Origin of the sequence: Pseudomonas sp. BN606 (assembly GCF_029873115.1) — a bacterium.
Lineage (GTDB): Bacteria > Pseudomonadota > Gammaproteobacteria > Pseudomonadales > Pseudomonadaceae > Metapseudomonas.
In genome coordinates, this window is sequence record NZ_SSOF01000036.1 from 45,148 (window position 1) to 60,278 (window position 15,131).

16 protein-coding genes are annotated in these 15,131 nt (G+C 63.7%); 12 read left to right on the forward strand and 4 right to left on the reverse strand.

The genetic code is table 11. From position 1 onward, the window contains the following. Positions 1 to 143 precede the first annotated feature (143 nt). Positions 144 to 1,109: a LysR family transcriptional regulator gene (locus E8E75_RS02680; RefSeq protein ID WP_153919526.1), complete on the forward strand. Its 966-nt coding sequence runs from the start codon at positions 144 to 146 to the stop codon at positions 1,107 to 1,109. Positions 1,110 to 1,198: 89 nt separating this feature from the next. After that, positions 1,199 to 1,402 (forward strand): hypothetical protein, encoded by a 204-nt coding sequence (locus E8E75_RS02685; protein ID WP_153919523.1) that lies wholly within the window; start codon positions 1,199 to 1,201, stop codon positions 1,400 to 1,402. Between the two features lie 306 nt (positions 1,403 to 1,708). Here E8E75_RS02685 and desA read toward each other — a convergent pair whose 3' ends face one another. Beyond that, the gene (gene desA, locus E8E75_RS02690) at positions 1,709 to 2,893 is read right to left on the reverse strand and encodes a delta-9 fatty acid desaturase DesA (protein ID WP_120653693.1); all 1,185 of its coding nucleotides are present in this window, start codon (positions 2,891 to 2,893) and stop codon (positions 1,709 to 1,711) included. A 171-nt stretch (positions 2,894 to 3,064) separates the two neighbouring features. Here desA and dibA point away from each other — a divergent pair, with 171 nt between their 5' ends. From dibA to E8E75_RS02725, 7 genes are all read left to right on the forward strand, one after another. Further along, entirely contained in the window at positions 3,065 to 4,969 is a 1,905-nt protein-coding gene (dibA, locus tag E8E75_RS02695; protein WP_153919520.1) for a phosphodiesterase DibA, read from the forward strand. Between the two features lie 196 nt (positions 4,970 to 5,165). Then, positions 5,166 to 5,348 carry a sulfur starvation response protein OscA gene (gene oscA, locus E8E75_RS02700; RefSeq protein ID WP_077524552.1) on the forward strand — a complete coding sequence of 61 codons (183 nt, stop codon included), beginning with the start codon at positions 5,166 to 5,168 and terminating at the stop codon, positions 5,346 to 5,348. A gap of 127 nt (positions 5,349 to 5,475) precedes the next feature. Next, positions 5,476 to 6,474, forward strand: a complete 999-nt coding sequence (locus E8E75_RS02705; RefSeq protein WP_120653695.1) for a sulfate ABC transporter substrate-binding protein — start codon at positions 5,476 to 5,478, stop codon at positions 6,472 to 6,474. Positions 6,475 to 6,608: 134 nt separating this feature from the next. Next, on the forward strand, positions 6,609 to 7,427 hold the full coding sequence (cysT, locus tag E8E75_RS02710; protein WP_120653696.1) for a sulfate ABC transporter permease subunit CysT: 819 nt from the start codon (positions 6,609 to 6,611) through the stop codon (positions 7,425 to 7,427). A gap of 10 nt (positions 7,428 to 7,437) precedes the next feature. Next, positions 7,438 to 8,310: a sulfate ABC transporter permease subunit CysW gene (cysW, locus tag E8E75_RS02715; protein WP_120653697.1), complete on the forward strand. Its 873-nt coding sequence runs from the start codon at positions 7,438 to 7,440 to the stop codon at positions 8,308 to 8,310. A 5-nt stretch (positions 8,311 to 8,315) separates the two neighbouring features. Then, positions 8,316 to 9,305 carry a sulfate ABC transporter ATP-binding protein gene (locus E8E75_RS02720; protein WP_280357951.1) on the forward strand — a complete coding sequence of 330 codons (990 nt, stop codon included), beginning with the start codon at positions 8,316 to 8,318 and terminating at the stop codon, positions 9,303 to 9,305. 202 nt (positions 9,306 to 9,507) lie between these two features. Further along, positions 9,508 to 10,248, forward strand: a complete 741-nt coding sequence (locus E8E75_RS02725; RefSeq protein WP_153919591.1) for a sulfite exporter TauE/SafE family protein — start codon at positions 9,508 to 9,510, stop codon at positions 10,246 to 10,248. Between the two features lie 39 nt (positions 10,249 to 10,287). Here the strand turns inward: E8E75_RS02725 and E8E75_RS02730 are convergent, their stop codons facing one another. Continuing rightward, positions 10,288 to 10,689 (reverse strand): hypothetical protein, encoded by a 402-nt coding sequence (locus tag E8E75_RS02730; RefSeq protein WP_120653699.1) that lies wholly within the window; start codon positions 10,687 to 10,689, stop codon positions 10,288 to 10,290. Positions 10,690 to 10,813: 124 nt separating this feature from the next. Between E8E75_RS02730 and E8E75_RS02735 the strand changes: the two genes are divergently transcribed. Further along, a complete protein-coding gene (locus E8E75_RS02735; RefSeq protein ID WP_153919518.1) occupies positions 10,814 to 11,602 on the forward strand; it encodes a helix-turn-helix domain-containing protein in 789 nt (262 codons plus the stop codon). Between the two features lie 121 nt (positions 11,603 to 11,723). Further along, entirely contained in the window at positions 11,724 to 12,470 is a 747-nt protein-coding gene (locus E8E75_RS02740) for a hypothetical protein (RefSeq protein ID WP_120653701.1), read from the forward strand. A 187-nt stretch (positions 12,471 to 12,657) separates the two neighbouring features. Here E8E75_RS02740 and E8E75_RS02745 read toward each other — a convergent pair whose 3' ends face one another. Further along, on the reverse strand, positions 12,658 to 13,182 hold the full coding sequence (locus E8E75_RS02745; RefSeq protein ID WP_153919515.1) for an Mpo1-like protein: 525 nt from the start codon (positions 13,180 to 13,182) through the stop codon (positions 12,658 to 12,660). A gap of 84 nt (positions 13,183 to 13,266) precedes the next feature. Between E8E75_RS02745 and E8E75_RS02750 the strand changes: the two genes are divergently transcribed. Continuing rightward, positions 13,267 to 13,962 carry a Crp/Fnr family transcriptional regulator gene (locus E8E75_RS02750; protein WP_153919512.1) on the forward strand — a complete coding sequence of 232 codons (696 nt, stop codon included), beginning with the start codon at positions 13,267 to 13,269 and terminating at the stop codon, positions 13,960 to 13,962. 126 nt (positions 13,963 to 14,088) lie between these two features. Here E8E75_RS02750 and E8E75_RS02755 read toward each other — a convergent pair whose 3' ends face one another. Beyond that, complete coding sequence (locus E8E75_RS02755) at positions 14,089 to 15,102, reverse strand: AraC family transcriptional regulator (protein WP_153919509.1); 1,014 nt, start codon at positions 15,100 to 15,102, stop codon at positions 14,089 to 14,091. Positions 15,103 to 15,131 lie beyond the last annotated feature (29 nt).

Genomic DNA, 15,131 nt, shown 5'->3' on the forward strand with positions numbered 1-15,131 from the left:
AGGGACCCGCAGCGGATGCGGGTGGGGGAAAGACGGGAACGGCACGACCTCGGCCATTACCGCCCATGGGGACAAAGTATATTTAGCTGGGATTCGAGGATAATCTCCCACTTGCGAGAAGCAGCCTTACACAAGGGGTAACAATGGATACGCTCCACAGCATGCGGGTTTTCGTGCGGGTGATAGACACCGGCAGTTTTACCGCCGCAGCCCAGGCCATGGACCTGTCCACCGCGCAGGTATCAAGGCTGGTATCGGAGCTGGAACAGCAGCTCCAGGCCCGCCTGCTGCATCGCACCACCCGCCGTCTCGCGCTGACCGAAGTGGGCGAGCGCTACCTGCAACGCTGCCGGCAAATCCTCGGTGAAGTGGACGAGGCCGCCGCCGAGGCACGCGGTGCCCATCTCAAGCCCCATGGCCGCCTGCGCGTACACACCATGACCGGCCTGGGCCTGCAGCACCTCACCCCCCTGGTGGCACGCTACAGCGAGCTCTATCCGGAAGTGGTGGTGGAACTGACCCTGTCGCAGCGCACCCCCGACCTGCTGGAAGATGGCCACGACGTCATCATCACCTTCGCCCGCGAGCTGCCCGATTCGCAGATGGTCGCCCAGGTACTGGGGCCGATGTTCAGCGCGCTCTGCGCAGCCCCCGGTTATCTGAAGAAGCACGGCGTACCCCTCAGCCCGGTGGACCTGCAGCAGCATCGCTATCTGCGGCTGCTGGACCCGCTGTATGAGGACAGCTGGGTGTTCAATGGCGAGCAGGGTGAATTCAACGTACTCCCCGCCGAGAGCTTCCAGGTGAACGTGGCCGAGTCGTTGGCCAAGGCCGCGCAGGCCGGCATGGGCATCTGCCTGCTGCCCTCTTTCGTCGCCTGCCCGCCCGTGCGTGAAGGCAAGCTGCTGCGGCTCCTGCCGGATTACCGCCTGCGCGAGCGCAACATCTACGCCATCTACCCGTCGCGGCGTTTCCTCGACGCCAAGATCAAAACCTGGGTCGAGTTCCTCAAGGCCGAATTGCCGCCGCTACTGACCCAGGACGAAGCCCTGCTCGAAGATCCGAATCGCTGGGCGATCAACGCGAAACTATTGCGCAAAGAGAAATAGTTCTTCACTGAAACCGCTATTTTTCCCCTTTCCTGACCTCCCTAAGATGGCGCCATGTTTCGCAAGAAACCATCTGAGAGGTTCAAGATATGCAACGCAACGCGATTTTTACTGCCGTTTTCGCCGTATTTTCTCTATTTTTCTCGCAATTGACCCTGGCCGAAGAATCCAACGCCTTTGTTGCACGCAACGCAGCTCTGGCCGAGCAGCGCGCCGACGCGGCCCAGCAGGAAGCCATCGCCAAGCAAGGCGCTGAGCAACAGAAGCAGTCCGACGCCCACCAGGACAGCTGATCCCTGTCACTCCCTGTTCTCCACCTCCTGACGTTGATGCGTGACAGCTCCTATATCGACGTCCTGTTCAGGCCGCTCATGACGAGCGGCCTTTTTTTGCCTACAGGAAATGCCGGTGGCGACGGGCGACTTGAGGGGCAGTTGCGCTACCCTTGGCGATTGAAATCGCCCCTACAGGAACAGCCTGTCCCCGCCTTGTACGGGCGAATACATTCGCCAACCGAACCACCGGTTCGGCCTGCGATGCGTCCGCAGAAAGCAAAAAGGCCGGCATCTCTGCCGGCCTTTCTCATGGGCTCGCAAGCGTCAGGCGGCGGCCGGACGCAGGGAGTAGGTCTTCAACTGCTCGGCGAAATCGCGCAGGGACTGGATACCGCTGGCTTCGGCCTCGTGAATCCATTCCTTGATGGCGGCGAGCATGTCGTGGCCATTGGCGCTGGTCTTCACCCAGATCTGCTGCAGCGCCAGGCGCTTCTCGTAGATCACCTTGAGGGCCTGGCTCTGTTCCAGCATGGCGGCGATGCGCGCCTGGTGGCCTTCGTCGAGCAGGCTGGTCTCGCGGGAAAGCAGGCGTTTGGCGCGGCGGAACAGGTGGCGTACCGACTCGTCGGCCTTGGCCAGTTCCTGCTTCACCAGCGGAGCGATCACCAGCTTGCGGTACTGGGCCATGATCTGGAAACGGTTGTTGAGGATGGCCATGGCGGTGTCCATGTCCAGGTTGCCCTTGCCTTCGACGCGGTGGGCGATCGGTGCCACGCGCTGCACCTTGGCCATGCCGAGGATGCTGAACAGCTTGATCCAGGCCCAGCCCATGTCGAACTCCCACTTCTTCACCGACAGCTTGGCGGAGTTCGGATAGGTGTGGTGGTTGTTGTGCAGCTCTTCACCGCCAATCAGGATGCCCCAGGGCACCAGGTTGGTGGCGGCATCACGGCACTCGAAGTTACGGTAGCCGATGGCATGGCCCAGGCCATTTACGACGCCTGCGGCCCAGACCGGTATCCACATCATCTGCACAGCCCAGATGGTGATGCCGCCCGCGCCGAACAGCGCCAGGTCGATCAGAGCCATAAGGGTGACACCACCGATGGGGTAGCGGCTGTAGACGTTGCGCTCCATCCAGTCATCCGGGCAGTTCTTGCCGTAGATGCGCAACGTCTCTTCATTTTTCGCCTCTTCCGCGTACAGTTCCGCGCCTTGGCGCAGTACGGTCCACAGGCCTTTGACCACCGGGCTGTGGGGGTCGTCAGCAGTTTCGCACTTGGCGTGGTGCTTGCGGTGGATGGCGGTCCACTCGCGGGTATTCATGGCGGTGGTCAGCCACAACCAGAAACGGAAGAAATGCTTGAGCGCCGGATGCAGTTCCAGCGAGCGGTGCGCCGAGTAGCGGTGCAGATAGACAGTGACGCTGACGATGGTGATGTGGGTCATCACCAGGGTGACAGCCACCAGCTGCCACAGCGACAGGTCGAGAAAGCCGTTGTACCACATGGATGGTGTTGCCTCGGGTAAAGTGAGCGGGGCTTATCGCGTATAGCTCCTCGGATTATCACAAAGCGCCCGGAGAAAACCATCCTGTCTTTTAGATAGAAGCCCTCCGGTCGTCGGTTGCTTCTATAATCCGCAATTGCCCGTTTCACCCATGCCAGGAAGGCCGCACCCATGCGTTTCAAGTTCAGTGCCCTGCGATTGGTGCTGCCCTACTTCATTCTCGCTAGCCTGTGGGTGCTGTTCAGTGACCGCGCACTCTATTCCCTGGTGGGCGACCGTGTACTGCTGGCCGAGCTGCAGACCACCAAGGGACTGCTCTTCGTGCTGGTTACCAGCCTCCTGTTGTTCACCCTTGTCTGCCTGCACCTGCACCGCCTGAAGGACTATCTGGATGCCCGCCGCGAACACGAAAGCAGCCTGCGCCAGGCCGCCGCTGTGTTCGACAGCACCCAGGAGGGCGTGCTGGTCACAGATGCCGAAAGCCGCATCGTCCACGTCAACCGTGCCTTTTCCCGCATCACCGGCTTCGATGAAGCACAAGTGCTGGGCAAGAATCCGCGCATCTTTAGCTCCGGCCGCCACGCCCCGGGCTTCTACAAGGCCATGTGGAATGCCCTGGACAACCGCCGCGAATGGAGCGGTGAAGTGTGGAACCGGCGCAAGAACGGCGAGATCTATCCGCTCTGGCAGAACATCCGCGCCATCCATGACGAAGACGGTCAGCTGACTCACTATGTGGCGGTATTCTCCGACGTCAGTGCGATCAAGCGCTCGCAGCACGAACTGGACTTCCTCGCCCACCACGATCCGCTGACCAACCTGCCCAACCGCCTGCTCTTCACCGAGCGTGTAGAACAGGCGCTGGAACGTGCCCACCGTGAGAAGCAGAACGGTGCAGTGCTGTTGCTGGACCTCGATCACTTCAAGCACATCAATGAAAGCTTCGGCCACTCCCATGGCGACCTGCTGCTGAAGATGGCCGGTGTGCGCCTCCAGGGGCTGATGGAAGGCGGCATGACCCTGGCGCGCCTGGGCGGCGACGAGTTCGGCGTGTTGTGGGAAAACTGCCCTCAGGCCGACCAGGCCGCAGCCCTGGCCGAGCGCATCCGCAGCGAACTGGCGACCCCCTTCCGACTGGACGGCCATGACCTGTTCATCAGCACAAGCCTGGGCATCAGCCTGTTCCCGAACGTCGACGCCAATGTCGAACAGGTGATGCGCAATGCCGACTCGGCCCTGTTCAAGGCCAAGAGCTCGGGCCGCGATTCCTATGCCTTCTACAGCCAGGAACTGACCGAGCAGGCGCGCCAGCGCGTCGAGTTGTTCAGCGCCCTGCGCCAGGCGATGGAGCTGGGTCAGTTGCAAGTCCACTACCAGCCCATCCAGCGCCTGGCCGACGGCCAACTGGTCGGTTTCGAGGCACTGGTGCGCTGGGCGCATCCCGAGCGTGGCCTGGTACCACCTGGTGAGTTCCTGCCAATCGCCGAGCAGAGTGGGTTGATCGCCAGCATCGACGTCTGGGTACTGGAACAGGCCTGCCGGCAGATGCGGTGCTGGCTGGAGCAGGGTCACGCATTGTCTTTCGTGGCGGTGAACCTGTCCTGCCGGCTGTTCCACCGCACCGAGCTGGATAGTGAAGTGGCCCGGGTGCTGGCCACCACGGGCCTTGCACCGGAGCGGCTGGAGCTGGAAATCACCGAAAGCGCGGTGATGGAGGACCCGGACGCCGCCGAGGCCCTGCTTGCTCGTCTGCGTGAACTGGGCGTGCGTCTGGCCATCGACGACTTCGGTACGGGCTACTCCTCGCTGCAGCGCCTCAAGCACCTGCCGGTGCAGAAGCTGAAGCTCGACCAGAGCTTCGTTCGTGGCCTGCCGGACGACAAGAACGATATCGCCATCGCTCGTGCCGTCACCGCCTTGGGCCACAGCCTGGGCATCAGCGTGCTGGCCGAAGGTATCGAGGTGGACGCCCAGGCCGGGTTCCTCCGTGAGCTGGGCTGCGACTACGGCCAGGGGTACCTGTTCAGCCGGCCCTTACCGGTGGAAGAACTCGAGCAGCTCTGGCCGGTAGCCTGAAGACGGCAGATTCGGCTTCGCCAGGCGTTGGCCCCCCCTGTCGGCAGCATCTGCGTCGCTCGAAAGCAATTTCGGTTATATAAAAATTCTTAAATAGTATTTTTAAGAATATTACCCGCTTGCTTAAGATTCGCTCCACGCCACGCGGAATACCTTCCTGAACCATGCCGCGGGCCCCATTTCTAGGAGCACGACCATGAGCGCAACCCTTCGTAGCGTGGAAGGCCAGGACGAGGCCAGCATCCTGCGTGAAATCCAGAGTGCCCTGCACGGCCTGCGTTTCGGCTCGGTGGAAATCACCGTGCACAACGGCCAGGTAGTGCAAATCGAACGCAAGGAAAAATTCCGCCTGCAGCAACCGAACCAGCGCGGTAACTGATTCACAGGACACCGTTCAAGCCTCACGAGGCTTGAAGCCCGACCGGACTGCCGGAGGGCGTTTCGACGAACACCAGTAAACAGCCCTAGCCAACACCTAAAAAAATTCCAGTTCCAGGAGCTTGATAATGTCGATTCGCCGCTTCGCCCTCGCCGCCCTCGCCAGCGCCCTGATCGCCGGTCCGGCCGCCGCCGCCACCGAACTGCTCAACGTGTCCTACGACCCGACCCGCGAGCTCTACCAGGAATACAACGCCGCCTTCGCCAAGCACTGGAAGGCCGAAGGTGGCGACGATCTGAAGATCCAGCAATCCCATGGCGGCTCCGGCAAACAGGCCCGCGCCGTGATCGACGGCCTGAAGGCCGACGTGGTGACCCTGGCCCTGGCCGGCGACATCGACGAACTGCAGAAGCTCGGCAAGCTGATCCCGGAAAACTGGCAGGCTCGCCTGCCGCAGAACAGCACTCCCTACACCTCGACCATCGTGTTCCTGGTGCGCAAGGGCAACCCCAAAGGCATCAAGGACTGGGGCGACCTGACCAAGCAGGGCGTTGAAGTCATCACCCCGAACCCGAAGACCTCCGGCGGTGCACGCTGGAACTTCCTGGCCGCCTGGGCATGGGCCAAGAAGGAGTACGGCAGCGACGCCAAGGCACAGGAATACGTGAAGGAGCTGTACAAGCACGTACCGGTGCTGGATACCGGCGCCCGTGGCTCGACCATCACCTTCGTCAACAACCAGATCGGCGACGTGCTGCTGGCCTGGGAAAACGAAGCCTTCCTGGCTCTGAAAGAACAAGGCGGCGAGAACTTCGAGATCATTGCGCCGAGCCTGTCGATCCTGGCCGAACCGCCGGTATCGGTGGTCGACAAGAACGTCGACAAGAAGGGCACCCGCAAGGTTGCCGAAGCCTACCTGCAGTACCTGTACAGCGAGGAAGGCCAGCGCATCGCGGCGAAGAACTTCTACCGCCCGCGTAACGAGAAGGTCGCGGCCGAGTTCGCCAAGCAATTCCCGAAACTGGACCTCGTGACCGTGGACAAGGACTTCAACGGCTGGAAAGAAGCCCAACCCAAGTTCTTCAACGACGGCGGCATCTTCGACCAGATCTACCAGGCGCAGTAAGCGCGGAAGACGCCCCCTCTCCCCAACCCTCTCCCTGAAGGGAGAGGGGGCTCGAAGGCCTGATCTCCGGATCGGGCCTCTTTGCTGTCAGCGGGAGAGAAACCAAGCGTTCCAACGCAGAGTAAGGACAGAACATGTCGCGACGCATCTCCCCGGTCATACCCGGCTTCGGGCTGACCCTGGGATACACCCTGGTGTATCTCAGCCTCCTGGTCCTGATTCCCCTGGGTGCCCTGTTCCTCAAGACCACCGAGCTGACCTGGGTCCAGTTCTGGACCATCATCAGCGCCCCCCGCGTGATCGCCGCCCTCAAGCTCAGTTTCGGTACCGCCCTGGCGGCCGCCGTGATCAATGGCATCATCGGCACCCTGCTGGCCTGGGTGCTGGTGCGCTACGACTTCTTCGGCCGCAAGGTCATCGACGCCATGGTCGACCTGCCCTTCGCGCTGCCCACCGCGGTCGCCGGTATCGCCCTCACCGCGCTCTATGCGCCCGCGGGCCTGGTGGGCCAGTTCGCCACCGACCTCGGTTTCAAGATTGCCTACACCCCGCTCGGCATCACCCTGGCGCTGACGTTCGTGACCCTGCCCTTCGTGGTGCGGACGGTGCAGCCAGTACTGGCCGATATCCCCCGCGAGGTTGAGGAGGCCGCCGCCTGCCTGGGCGCCAAACCGCTGCAGATTTTCCGCCACGTGCTGGTGCCGGCGCTGCTGCCGGCCTGGCTGACCGGTTTCGCCCTGGCCTTCGCCCGTGGCGTGGGCGAGTACGGCTCGGTGATCTTCATCGCCGGCAACATGCCGATGAAAACCGAAATCCTGCCGCTGCTGATCATGGTCAAGCTGGACCAGTACGACTACACCGGCGCCACCGCCATCGGCGTGCTGATGCTGGTCGTCGCCTTCGTCCTGCTGTTGCTGATCAACCTGCTGCAACGCCGCATCGAAACCCCGTGAGGAGAGCGCCATGAGTTCCGCAAGCCTGACCGCCGCGTCCTCCGCCAACGCCGCCCGCCGGGGCAGCGCACTGGGTCGCCGTATCCTGATCGCCTTCGCCTGGCTGGCTTTCGCCCTGTTCCTTCTGCTGCCACTGCTAGTGGTCCTGAGCGAGGCGTTGAAGCAGGGCCTGGGTACCTTCTTCGAAGCGATTTTCGAGCCGGACGCCCTTTCCGCACTGAAACTGACCCTGATCGCCGTTTTCATCTCGGTGCCGCTCAACCTGGTGTTCGGCGTTGCCGCCGCCTGGTGCGTGAGCAAATACGAGTTTCGTGGCAAGAGCCTGCTGGTCACCCTGATCGACCTGCCGTTCTCGGTGTCGCCGGTCATCGCCGGCCTGATCTACGTGCTGCTGTTCGGCGCCCAGGGCTACTTCGGTGAATGGCTGCAGGACCGCGACATCCAGATCGTCTTCGCCGTGCCCGGCATCGTCCTGGCCACGATCTTCGTGACCTTCCCCTTCGTCGCCCGTGAGCTGATCCCGCTGATGCAGGAACAGGGCACGCAGGAGGAAGAAGCCGCACGCCTGCTCGGCGCCAACGGCTGGCAGATGTTCTGGCACGTGACCCTGCCGAACATCAAATGGGGCCTGATCTACGGCGTGGTGCTCTGCACCGCGCGGGCGATGGGCGAGTTCGGGGCGGTATCGGTGGTGTCCGGTCACATTCGTGGCGTCACCAACACCCTGCCGCTGCACGTCGAAATTCTCTACAACGAGTACAACCACGTCGCCGCCTTCAGCGTCGCCAGCCTGCTGCTGGTGCTCGCCCTGTGCATCCTCCTGCTCAAGCAGTGGAGCGAGTCGCGCCTGTCCCGTCTCAAGTCGAATGCTGATGAGGAGTAACCACCGTGAGCATTGAAATCCGCAACGTCAGCAAGAACTTCAACGCCTTCAAGGCGCTCAACGAAATCAACCTGGATATCCACAGCGGCGAACTGGTGGCGCTGCTTGGCCCGTCCGGCTGCGGCAAGACCACCCTGCTGCGGATCATCGCCGGTCTGGAAACCCCGGACCTGGGCAGCATCGTGTTCCACGGCGAAGACGTCTCCCAGCACGACGTACGCGATCGCAACGTCGGCTTCGTGTTTCAGCACTACGCGCTGTTCCGCCACATGACGGTGTTCGACAACGTCGCCTTCGGCCTGCGCATGAAGCCCAAGCGCGAACGTCCGAGCGAAAAGCAGATCGCCGAGAAGGTCCACGAGCTGCTGAACATGGTGCAGCTCGACTGGCTATCCGACCGTTACCCGGAACAACTCTCCGGTGGCCAGCGCCAGCGTATCGCCCTGGCCCGCGCTCTGGCGGTGGAGCCGAAGATCCTGCTGCTCGACGAACCCTTCGGTGCCCTCGACGCCAAGGTGCGCAAGGAGCTGCGCCGCTGGCTGGCGCGCCTGCACGAAGAGATCAACCTGACTTCCGTGTTCGTCACCCACGACCAGGAAGAAGCCATGGAAGTGGCCGACCGCATCGTGGTGATGAACAAGGGGGTGATCGAGCAGATCGGCGCACCGGGCGAGGTCTACGAGAATCCGGCCAGCGACTTCGTCTACCACTTCCTCGGCGACTCCAACCGCCTGCACCTGGGCGACGACCAGCACCTGCTGTTCCGCCCGCACGAAGTCTCGCTGTCGCGCTCCGAAGTGGCCGAGCATCGCGCCGCCGAAGTCCGCGACATCCGCCCCCTGGGCGCCATCACCCGGGTGACCCTGAAGGTGGACGGCCAGGACGAGCTGATCGAGGCCGAAGTGGTGAAGGACCACGACAGCCTGATCGGCCTGGTGCGTGGCGAAACGCTGTTCTTCAAGCCCAAGGCCTGGCAGAAGGCGGTGGGGTTCTGACCGAGCGGAGCCCCTCTCCCCCAGCCCCTCGCCCTTCAGGGAGAGGGGACGGGGAGAGGGCAGCCGGCGCACCAAACCTCCCCCTGCATTCCATATTTCACTCCACCCCGAATCGTCCCGATTCAGCGGCCCGGATACTGGCCACGTATCCATTGGCGCTATCCTGCGCCCCGACACAAGGAGTGAAACCGTGGCCGATTCCCTGATTACCTACCTGCCCCTGATTGCCGCCACCTTCCTGCTCGCCGGCACGGTGAAGGGCGTGGTCGGCCTGGGCCTGCCAACCATTTCCGTGGGCCTGCTGGGGCTGGTCATGCCTCCGATGCAGGCCGCCGCGCTGCTAATCGTGCCGTCCATGGTCACCAATATCTGGCAGCTCGCCGCCGGCAGCAGCCCCCTGGCGATGCTGCGCCGACTTTGGCCGATGCTCGCCGGGATCTTCGCCGGCACCTGGGCCATGACCTGGGTGGTGAATGCCGCTGACTTGCCCGGCGCGACCTCAATCCTCGGTGTCGCCCTGGTGATCTACGCGCTGCTCGGACTCGCTTCGGTGCGCTTCAGCGTGGCCCCAGCCAACGAAGACTGGCTGGGCCCGGTGATCGGCGCGGTAACCGGCGCCCTGACCGCACTGACCGGAGTTTTCGTGATTCCCGCCGTGCCTTACTTGCAGGCCATCGGCCTGGAGAAAGATGAACTGGTGCAGGCCCTTGGGCTGTCCTTCAGCGCCTCCACCATCGCCCTGGCAGTGAGCCTCGGACACAGCGGCGAACTGCTGCAACCAGCGGTGCTAGGCGCCTCGCTGCTGGCCCTGGTACCTGCGCTGCTGGGCATGGCCGGCGGGCAATGGTTGCGCAAGCGCATCAGTGCCGAACGCTTCCGTCGCTGGTTCTTCGTCGGTTTGCTGCTACTGGGCAGCGACCTCGTCCTGCGCGGTCTGTTCTAGACCCGAGGCGCCGGCCACCGCGGCCGGCGCCCATGCCACTCACGCGGCCACACCCTGGCAACGGCGGAGGCCAAAGAACTCCAGCTCGGCGAGCACGGCTACCGCCACCGCCTGACCGATCACGAAGACCTTGCCCAACAGGGTCGGCTCGACCCAACCCAGCGCCAGCAACGAGAGGCTGTCGATCACCCACACGGCGTTGATCGCCAGCACTGCCCAGATCCAGCCGCGCCGCAGCGCCTGACGATTGGCCAGCCAGCCAAGCGCCAGCGCGAAGGGCAGCAAGCCGATGCCGGCACCCAGAAGCAGCGCACGTGGCAGCCCCAGCAGTTCTTCCAGCGGGCCGGCTGCCAGCGTCAGCAACAACCCCATGGCGCCGCTGGCCAGGGCATCGGCTTGCAGGGCACGGCGCAGCATCGGGGACATATCGAGATGAGTCATGGTGGTTCTCCTGTCGATGGGGCGCCGGAGTGGCGCTTGGCGACAGATTTCCGCGAAACCCGCAGCGGGTCGATTACCTGCCAGGTAATGGCCGAGCTTCCCTCCCTGAACTATCGTCGGTGCCATGAATACATCTGCCCACCCCGTCGGCGCGCTGTTGCGCCAATGGCGCCAGCGGCGCCGCCTCAGCCAGCTCGACCTCGCCTGCGACGCGGAGATTTCCACGCGTCACCTGAGCTTCGTCGAGACCGGTCGCGCCCATCCCAGTCGCGAGATGCTGCTGCACCTGGCCGAGCAACTGGAGATTCCCCTGCGTGAGCGTAATCGCCTGCTGACCGCAGCCGGATATGCGCCGCTGTTCTCCCAACGTGCGCTCGACGACCCAGCCCTGGCCGGCGCGCGCACGGCGGTCGAGCAATTGCTCAAGGCCCACGAACCCAACCCGGCGCTGGCGGTGGACCGGCACTGGAACCTGCTGGCGGCCAATGGTGCTGTGGCGTCCCTGCTCTCGGGAGTGGCGCCGGAACTGCTGGCGCCGCCACTCAACGTGCTGCGGGTGTCACTGCACCCGAAGGGCCTGGCGCCCCATATCGTCAACCTCGGCCAGTGGCGCGCGCATCTGCTGGAACGCCTGCATCGGGATATCGAAGTCAGCGGCGACCCGGAACTACAGGCGCTGTTCGATGAGCTCAATGGCTACCCCGCTCCACCTCCACCGGAAGGTCTGCCCAGCGAGGCGGTGCTCGTGCCGCTGCAACTGCGCACATCTGTTGGCGTCATCAGTTTCATCAGCACCATCACGGTGTTCGGCACTCCGGTCGACGTCACCCTGGCCGAGCTTGGGCTAGAAACCCTGTTCCCCGCCGACCCAGCCAGCGCCGAGTTGCTGCGCAAGCTGCAGGGCAAAACCTGAAAAACATCGATTCACCCACAACAAATCATTCTTTCGGGTAGTAGCGTGAGAGCCACGGCGCAGTAGGCTGTGCCGGCACCTTTATCGACTCCTCAGAACAACAAGAACAGGAGCACCCGCCATGATCCGCAAGGTTCTGCTGTATCCGCTGATCGCTCTTCTGCTGGGCGTCGCCATGCCCGGTCTCGCCACGGAACGCTCCCCTCTGGAACTGGTACAGGTCCACGCCAGCCGTGCCACGGCCAGCCTGCTGCTGTTTCGCGGGGAAGGCTTCCAGGACGTCCATGCCGAACGAATGCGTAGCGACCTCAAGGCGCTGGATGCCGACTACCAGCGCATCTCCACGCCGAGCGGGGACTTGCGCAAGGCCCATGACGCGTTTGTTACCCAGCTCGAACAGGGCGTTTCCTACGGCCGCAAGGAAGAAGACGTGCCGTGGCGCTTTCCCCAGGAGCTGGCCAAGGCTTTGCGCGACTTCCTCATCGCCGCACGCTCTCAGGCCGGCACGGGCGGAGCCGAGGAACTGCCCGCCAAGGTGGAGTACCTCAATGTCCAGTACCTGAGCCGGTCCTACATCGGCACCTTCGAAATTGCCCGCGAGAACGGCGATACCTATATCGGCCAGGACGAACGTCGCCTGCTGCCGGACATAGACAAGGAGCTGGCGCCGCTGGACGACAAGGCCGACCCGGCGCTGGCCAAGCTGAAGACTCGCTGGGGGTTCCTGAGGACTGCACTGAGCGACCTGAACAGCCAGAGCAACACACTGGTCAGCGCCTCCGGCCGGCCTTACGCGCCCATGATGGTGGACCGCCAGGCGCGGTCGATGAGTGGGCAGTTGCTGACGCTGGGTGACCTCTCTCCCTGAATCAGAGAATGGAGTGAGGAAGTCGGACACCGCAGGGAAAATGCTCGGGACTGGACGCTCGCAGGGACAGCCCCCTCTCCCTTCAGGGAGAGGGCATCCGGGCCTGTTGGGCTTCGCTGCGCTCTGCACCAGCCTACGGGGCCGCTGCGCGCCCATGGGCGAATGAATCCGCCTCCGCCGGGATAAATCAAACCGCGGCCTTCTTCTCCCGAATGCACGTCGGGCCCGCACGCTCTTCTACCGCGTGCTCGATCTCCTTGCGCAGCCCCAGGAGGAAACCGAGCTCGGCAACCACGAACAGCGGCCCGATGATCAACCCGGTCAGGTCGTCGACGAAGGCCGGCTTGCGCCCCTCGTAGTAGTGCCCGATGAACTGGATCACCCAGCCCACGACGAACATCCCCAACCCGGCGCCAAGCCAGGCAGCGGTGCTTTGCACGGCGAGGGCAGCACCGAGCCACAAGCTCAACGCGAGCAGCGCTGTCATGACCAGGCCATATCGCAGGTCGAGGCGGAAGTAGTAGAGCGCAGAGACCAGGCTGACCAGCGCAGCCGGTGACCACCAGAGGCCGAAGGATTCGAAGCCGGGACGCGACAGCAGCACGGCGACGGCGACCACGATCAGCGGAATGCCGACGAAATGGGTGGCGATGTTGCGGCGGTCACGGTGGTACTCGGCGTATTGGCCAAGTTGGTCGATGAGGGTTTTCATTGTTGTGTCCTCAGGTTTGCAGGCAATTGCGCCGATAATGGCGTCATGCCCGAGACAACCTCTGTCAGCTAGCCGACAAAGACCATGACCGAATTCAAGCACTACCTCGATCGCCTGCGCACTGGTCAATGGTTCAGCCAGTTACCCGCCGGCCTGCAGGAAGAACTGCTGACCATGGCGCAGCTCAGGCGCCTGGAGCCTGGTCAGCGTCTGTTCCGTCGTGGCGACCCACCCTGCGGGCTCTATGCGGTGCTGGAAGGCGCGATCCGGGTTGGCAGCATCAGCGAGAGCGGCAAGGAAGCGCTGCTGGTGCTGGTGGAGCCACCGCACTGGTTCGGCGAGATCTCCCTGTTCGACGGACAATCGCGTACCCACGACGCCTTCGCCGAGGGCCAGGTAATCCTGCTCAACCTGCCCCAGGCGCCGCTGCTGTCGCTGCTCAAACGCGAGCCTTGGCACTGGCGCGATTTCGCCCTGCTGATGAGCCAGAAGCTGCGCCTGGCCTTCATCGCCCTGGAGGAAATGAGCCTGCTGCCCGCGCCCCAGCGCCTGGCCAGGCGCTTGTTGATGATCGCCGAGGGTTACGGCGAGCGCTCCGGCCAACAGCGCGTCATCCAGTTGGCCCAGGAGCAGTTGGCAATGATGCTGGCGATATCCCGCCAGACCACCAACCAGATCCTCAAGGATCTGGAAGCCCAGGGTGCGCTGCGGCTGAGCTATGGCGAGATCGAGATCCTCGATCCTGAACGGCTCAAGCGCGCGGCACAGGGCAAGCCGTAACCGGCAACTGCGGGTACGAATTCATTCGCCCAGGGTGGCGCAGCCGCCGTCTGCGATTACCCAGGGCGTACCGTCGGTTCGCTTGGCGATTGGAATCGCCCCTACACGTAACCAGCCTCGCTGCGCTCAGCGACCTGCGGTGAGGCTTTCGCGGTACTGGCTCGGGCTCTGTCCGGTCCAGCGCTTGAAGGCACGGCTGAAGCTACTGGTGTCGGCAAAGCCAAGCAGGTAGGCAATTTCACTGATGGAGCAGCGCGGGTCGCGCATATGGACCAGCGCCAGCGCCTGGCGGGTGTCGCCCAGAAGCTGCTCGTAGTTGCAGCCCTCATCCGCCAGGTGCCGCTGCAGGCTGCGCAAGCTGAGGTGCAGGGACTGGGCGATGCGCTCGGCTGAAGGTTCGCCATTCGGAAGCTGGGCCTCCAGGCAGGCACGCACCTTGCGCGACCAGGTGGGCTGCTGCAGTTGCTCCAGGGTTCGCTTGAGCACCGCTTCGTTGTGCTCGGCCAGTTCGGGATTGGAGTCCTCCAACGGTCGCTCGAAGTCGTCCGCCGCGAACTCCAGCAGGTTCTCATTGGCACCGAAGGCCAGCGGCGCGCGGAACACCGCGTGCCAGGGCTGCGGGTCAACCGGCTGCTGGCGGCGAAGGTGTACGGCGAGCGGCGCATAGTCTCGGCCGATGCGGTTGCGGCAGGTGCGCACGTAGATGGCGGCAAAGGCATCCACCGCTTCCGGCGCCGGCTCGAAGCCGTCTTCACGCACCCGCAGACGGAACAGGTAGCGCTCGCCTTCGCGTGACAGCTCCAGCTCCAGCGCGTCGCTGACCACCTGGTGATAACGCACGATGCGCTCGAAGACTTCCCGCAGGCTGGCGCTGGCCACCAGGGCATAGCCCAGGGCGTGGAAGGTGGTGGGACTGACGTAGGTGGAAATCTTCAGCCCCAGGGCCGGGTCGCCGCTGGCGTCTACGGCCAACTGCCAGAGACGCGTGGTGGCGGTCAGCGGGTAGCGCGCGTTGGGGTCGTCCATCAACGCCGGATCGAGCCGGGCCTGGCGGCAGAGTTCCGCGCTGTCGAGGCCGAGCGCGTCCAGCTGCTTGCGCAGGGCTCGGGTCCAACTGGCGAGGGTAGTGGGTTCGCTCATGCAGGTTGGCGTTTCCGGTCAACAGGTTG

What these genes read in the sequence shown, in the direction of transcription:
- E8E75_RS02680 (WP_153919526.1), top strand. Translation starts at nt 144, where the DNA reads ATGGATACGCTCCACAGCATGCGGGTTTTCGTGCGGGTGATAGACACC.
- oscA (WP_077524552.1), top strand. Translation starts at nt 5,166, where the DNA reads ATGAGCGCAACCCTTCGTAGCGTGGAAGGCCAGGACGAGGCCAGCATC.
- cysW (WP_120653697.1), top strand. Translation starts at nt 7,438, where the DNA reads ATGAGTTCCGCAAGCCTGACCGCCGCGTCCTCCGCCAACGCCGCCCGC.
- E8E75_RS02740 (WP_120653701.1), top strand. Translation starts at nt 11,724, where the DNA reads ATGATCCGCAAGGTTCTGCTGTATCCGCTGATCGCTCTTCTGCTGGGC.
- desA (WP_120653693.1), bottom strand. Translation starts at nt 2,893, where the DNA reads ATGTGGTACAACGGCTTTCTCGACCTGTCGCTGTGGCAGCTGGTGGCT.
- cysT (WP_120653696.1), top strand. Translation starts at nt 6,609, where the DNA reads ATGTCGCGACGCATCTCCCCGGTCATACCCGGCTTCGGGCTGACCCTG.
- E8E75_RS02730 (WP_120653699.1), bottom strand. Translation starts at nt 10,689, where the DNA reads ATGACTCATCTCGATATGTCCCCGATGCTGCGCCGTGCCCTGCAAGCC.
- E8E75_RS02750 (WP_153919512.1), top strand. Translation starts at nt 13,267, where the DNA reads ATGACCGAATTCAAGCACTACCTCGATCGCCTGCGCACTGGTCAATGG.
- E8E75_RS02685 (WP_153919523.1), top strand. Translation starts at nt 1,199, where the DNA reads ATGCAACGCAACGCGATTTTTACTGCCGTTTTCGCCGTATTTTCTCTA.
- dibA (WP_153919520.1), top strand. Translation starts at nt 3,065, where the DNA reads ATGCGTTTCAAGTTCAGTGCCCTGCGATTGGTGCTGCCCTACTTCATT.
- E8E75_RS02735 (WP_153919518.1), top strand. Translation starts at nt 10,814, where the DNA reads ATGAATACATCTGCCCACCCCGTCGGCGCGCTGTTGCGCCAATGGCGC.
- E8E75_RS02755 (WP_153919509.1), bottom strand. Translation starts at nt 15,102, where the DNA reads ATGAGCGAACCCACTACCCTCGCCAGTTGGACCCGAGCCCTGCGCAAG.
- E8E75_RS02705 (WP_120653695.1), top strand. Translation starts at nt 5,476, where the DNA reads ATGTCGATTCGCCGCTTCGCCCTCGCCGCCCTCGCCAGCGCCCTGATC.
- E8E75_RS02745 (WP_153919515.1), bottom strand. Translation starts at nt 13,182, where the DNA reads ATGAAAACCCTCATCGACCAACTTGGCCAATACGCCGAGTACCACCGT.